The sequence below is a fragment of the Hydrogenophaga sp. genome (assembly GCF_041633695.1).
In the GTDB taxonomy this organism is placed as follows: domain Bacteria; phylum Pseudomonadota; class Gammaproteobacteria; order Burkholderiales; family Burkholderiaceae_C; genus Hydrogenophaga.
In genome coordinates this window covers 1-3,551 of the sequence record NZ_JBFJMY010000426.1, presented here as the reverse complement: position 1 = coordinate 3,551, position 3,551 = coordinate 1, and the positions used below count along the sequence as shown (strand labels likewise).

3 protein-coding genes are annotated in these 3,551 nt (G+C 64.6%); 1 reads left to right on the top strand and 2 read right to left on the bottom strand.

Features of this window, described 5'->3' with window-relative positions:
* Window positions 1–297: 297 nt before the first annotated feature.
* Together ABYB95_RS19435 and ABYB95_RS19430 are read right to left on the bottom strand one after the other, a co-directional pair.
* Window positions 298–1,161, bottom strand: a complete 864-nt coding sequence (locus ABYB95_RS19435; protein WP_372660653.1) for a universal stress protein — start codon at window positions 1,159–1,161, stop codon at window positions 298–300.
* 57 nt (window positions 1,162–1,218) lie between these two features.
* Entirely contained in the window at window positions 1,219–2,700 is a 1,482-nt protein-coding gene (locus ABYB95_RS19430; RefSeq protein WP_372660650.1) for a SulP family inorganic anion transporter, read from the bottom strand.
* Between the two features lie 279 nt (window positions 2,701–2,979).
* On the opposite strand from ABYB95_RS19430, the gene ABYB95_RS19425 reads away from it, so the two are divergent.
* Entirely contained in the window at window positions 2,980–3,264 is a 285-nt protein-coding gene (locus ABYB95_RS19425) for a DUF3303 domain-containing protein (protein ID WP_372660647.1), read from the top strand.
* Window positions 3,265–3,551 lie beyond the last annotated feature (287 nt).

The window sequence follows — 3,551 nt, the reverse complement described above, 5'->3', positions numbered from 1 at the left end:
GCGCTTGCGCAAGAAGGTGGTGGTTCCGGTGGAAGAAAAAGCCGAGTTCGTGCTCATGGGGGTCGGTTCGCAGGCGGTGCTGCTGATGGACCCGCGCACGCAGGTGGACCCGGTCCCGGGCGAGGAAAAGCCCTAGGAGCCTGCGCGGCAGAAGAGGCGTCGGCTGCAAATCGCCCGCAGCGGTCCATTTTTTACCGTCTATTTGCCCCATAGCCGGGCTATGGGGCTGCACATCCGGCAAAAACTGTCCTCGCTGGGGGCGATTTTCGCTCTCGACGCCTTCTGCCGCGCAGACTCCTAGCGCAGTATCAGAATCGGCACCGGGCTGGTGCGCAGCAGCGTCGATGTGGTGCTGCCCAGAATCAGCTGTCGGATGCGCGAATGGCCGTACGCGCCCATTGCCAGCAATTCCATGCCGTGCTGCAGCGCGTAGCTCACCAGCGCCAGTTCGGGCTCGCCACTGGTGTGTTGCGTGATCACGCCAAAGCCTTCTTCCTCCAGTACACCACGCGCCCATTGCAGCGAAGCTTCAGCCGCCGCCGCATCGTGCGAGACCTGGACCACATGGCAGGCCATGCCTTTGAGCAAGGGGCTGGTGGCGATGCGTTCGACAGTTTTGCGCCCGGTCAGACTGCCGTCGAACGCCACCATGAAGCGCTGCGGTTCGTGCAGGGCACCGGTGGCCACCAGCACCGGGCGGGCCACGGCGCGGATGGCGCGTTCCAGGTGGTGGTCCAGGTGCAGTTTGCCGCTGCCGGAGGTTTGGTGGGTGCGGCCCAGCACATACAAGCGGGTTTCGTTCTGCAGATCCAGCAGGTTCTCGGCCAGGTCGCCGTGGCGCTGCCGCTGGCTGACGTCGGCGTGGCCGTTCTGCACCACGCGCGAGTGCAACTGCTCCAGCAGCAGGCGCCCGTGTTCTTGCGCCAGCTTGCTGCGCTGCTCGTCCACGGCGGCCAGGTCGCTCAGCAGGCCTTCGCGCACGTCCATGCTCAAGGTGCCGCTGAAATCGGCCAGGGGCGCGAGTTCGGGGTGGCGTTCCAGCACGTGCAGCAATTCCAGTGGCGCGCCCAGCCGGCGGGAAGCCCAGGCGGCCCAGTCGCAGACGTCGGGCGATGCGCTGGTGGCGTCCACGCAGGCGATGGTTTTGAGAGAAAGATTCATGGGATCTCCGTGCGGGTGCGATCTGGGTCGGTCTGAGGCTGCAAGGGGTTGGAGCGCTCAGTGCATCATTTGTTCAACCGCGTCGGGCTTGTCGTGCACCGCAAAACGGTCGAGCATGGTGGCGCTGGCTTTGTTCATGCCCAGCAATTCCACCTCGGTGCCTTCGCGGCGGAATTTGAGCACCACTTTGTCCACCGCGCTCACCGCGGTGATGTCCCAGAAGTGGGCGTGGCTCATGTCGATCACCACCTTGTCCAGCACTTCCTTGAAATCGAAGTGGGCGAGAAAGGCGTCGGCGGAAGCGAAGAACACCTGGCCCACCACCCGGTAGGTGCGCACGCGCCCATCGGCGCTGGCCTCGGAGCCGACCCAGAGAATGCGACCGACCTTGTGGGCAAAAAAGAACCCGCTCAGCAATACGCCCACCAGCACACCTTGGGCGAGGTCGTGCGTGAACACCGTGACCAGGGTTGTGGCCAGCATGACCACGCTGGAGCTTTTGGGGTGGGTGCGCAGGTTGCCCAACGACGACCAGCTGAAGGTGCCGATGGACACCATGATCATGACGGCGACCAGTGCCGCCATCGGAATCTGCCGCACCCAGTCGCCCAGGAACACCACCAGGATCAGCAGGAACACGCCCGCCACCAGGGTGGACAGGCGCCCGCGCCCACCCGATTTCACGTTGATGACCGACTGCCCGATCATGGCGCAGCCAGCCATGCCGCCGAGCAGTCCGCTGGCGATGTTGGCCACACCTTGGCCCACGCATTCGCGGCTCTTGTTGCTGTCGGTGTCGGTCAGATCGTCCACGATCTGCGCCGTCATCATGGATTCGAGCAGGCCGACCACGGCCAGCGTGGCCGAGAACGGAAACACGATGCGCAAGGTGTCCCAGTTGAGCGGCACGTCGGGCAGCAGGAAGATCGGCAGGCTGTCGGGCAGTTCGCCCATGTCGCCCACGGTGCGGATGTCCAGCCCCAGCCACAGGCTCACGCCGGTGAGCACCACGATGGTGACCAGCGGCGAAGGCACGGCCTTGGTGAGGTAGGGCAGCAGGTAGATGATGCCCAGCCCGGCCGCCACCATGGCGTACACCTGCCAGCCCACGTTGGTGAGTTCGGGCAGTTGCGCCATGAAAATCAGAATCGCCAGTGCGTTCACAAAACCGGTGACCACCGAGCGCGAGACAAAGCGCATCAGCGAACCCAGCCGCAGCGCACCGGCGCCGATTTGCAACACGCCGGTGAGCAAGGTGGCCGCCAGCAGATACTGCAAGCCGTGGTCTTTCACCAGCGTCACCATCACCAGCGCCATGGCGCCGGTGGCGGCCGAGATCATGCCGGGGCGACCGCCCGCAAAAGCGATCACCACCGCGATGCAGAAGGATGCGTACAGACCGACCTTGGGGTCCACCCCCGCGATGATGGAAAAGGCAATCGCCTCGGGAATCAAGGCCAGCGCCACCACGGTACCGGCCAGCACATCGCCGCGGATATTGGAAAACCATTGCTGGCGTATGCGTTGCACTGAAATCATGGATCGTCGCGTGTATCCGGCTTAGCCCATGCAGGCAAGACCGGGTTCAAAAAGAAGAGGATGTGCCGCCACGCCGTGGGCACGCGGTGCCGGGACGGTCACGAATAGGCTGCGACGCGCCAGGCAGGGGGCCTGGGTTGCTGTAGCTCGGGTATGCGGTCGATTTTAACTGGCGGCGGCGGCCCCAAGCGGCACCAAGCGCCTGGCCACGCCGCGCGTTGGCAAGATCGTGGGCAAAGCGGGACAATCGCAGAAGTCTGAACCTTCAGGGGGCACGTCATGCTGTTCATGGTCATCGAGCATTTCAAAGACAACGACATGCTGCCGGTCTACCGCCAGCTGCGAAGCGGCTCGCGCAAGCTGCCCGCGGGCTTGAAATACATCGACAGCTGGGTGGAGCCCAACTTCAGCCGGTGCTTTCAGCTCATGGACTGCGACGACCTGCGTGTGCTGCAGCAGTGGGTGCTGGAATGGCAGGGCTGTGGCATGACGGCGGAGCTGGTGCCGGTGGTCGGTAGCCAGGACACGCAGAGCGTGGTAGCGCCTTTTCTCGAAAAGACCTAGGGTGGGGCGGCGTATCCCGCTGCGACACCCTTCGGCGTCGGCCATGGGCGCCTGCTGTAAGAATGCACGCCGCCGTGCGACTGACGCCCATGGCCTGCGAAGCGCCGACGAGGCCCCGATGCACGCCCAGCCCCCGCAACCCGAGTGGAGAACCCGTCATGGAGCGAAGAACGATGTTGAAAACCCTGACCGCCTGGCTGGCGGGAACCGGTCTGGCAGCCCCCAGCATGGCCGCGCCACCGTTCCCGCTGCAGAGAAAGGACATGCACCGTGTCACAGCTACGATG

What these genes read in the sequence shown, in the direction of transcription:
- ABYB95_RS19435 (WP_372660653.1), bottom strand. Translation starts at nt 1,161, where the DNA reads ATGAATCTTTCTCTCAAAACCATCGCCTGCGTGGACGCCACCAGCGCA.
- ABYB95_RS19430 (WP_372660650.1), bottom strand. Translation starts at nt 2,700, where the DNA reads ATGATTTCAGTGCAACGCATACGCCAGCAATGGTTTTCCAATATCCGC.
- ABYB95_RS19425 (WP_372660647.1), top strand. Translation starts at nt 2,980, where the DNA reads ATGCTGTTCATGGTCATCGAGCATTTCAAAGACAACGACATGCTGCCG.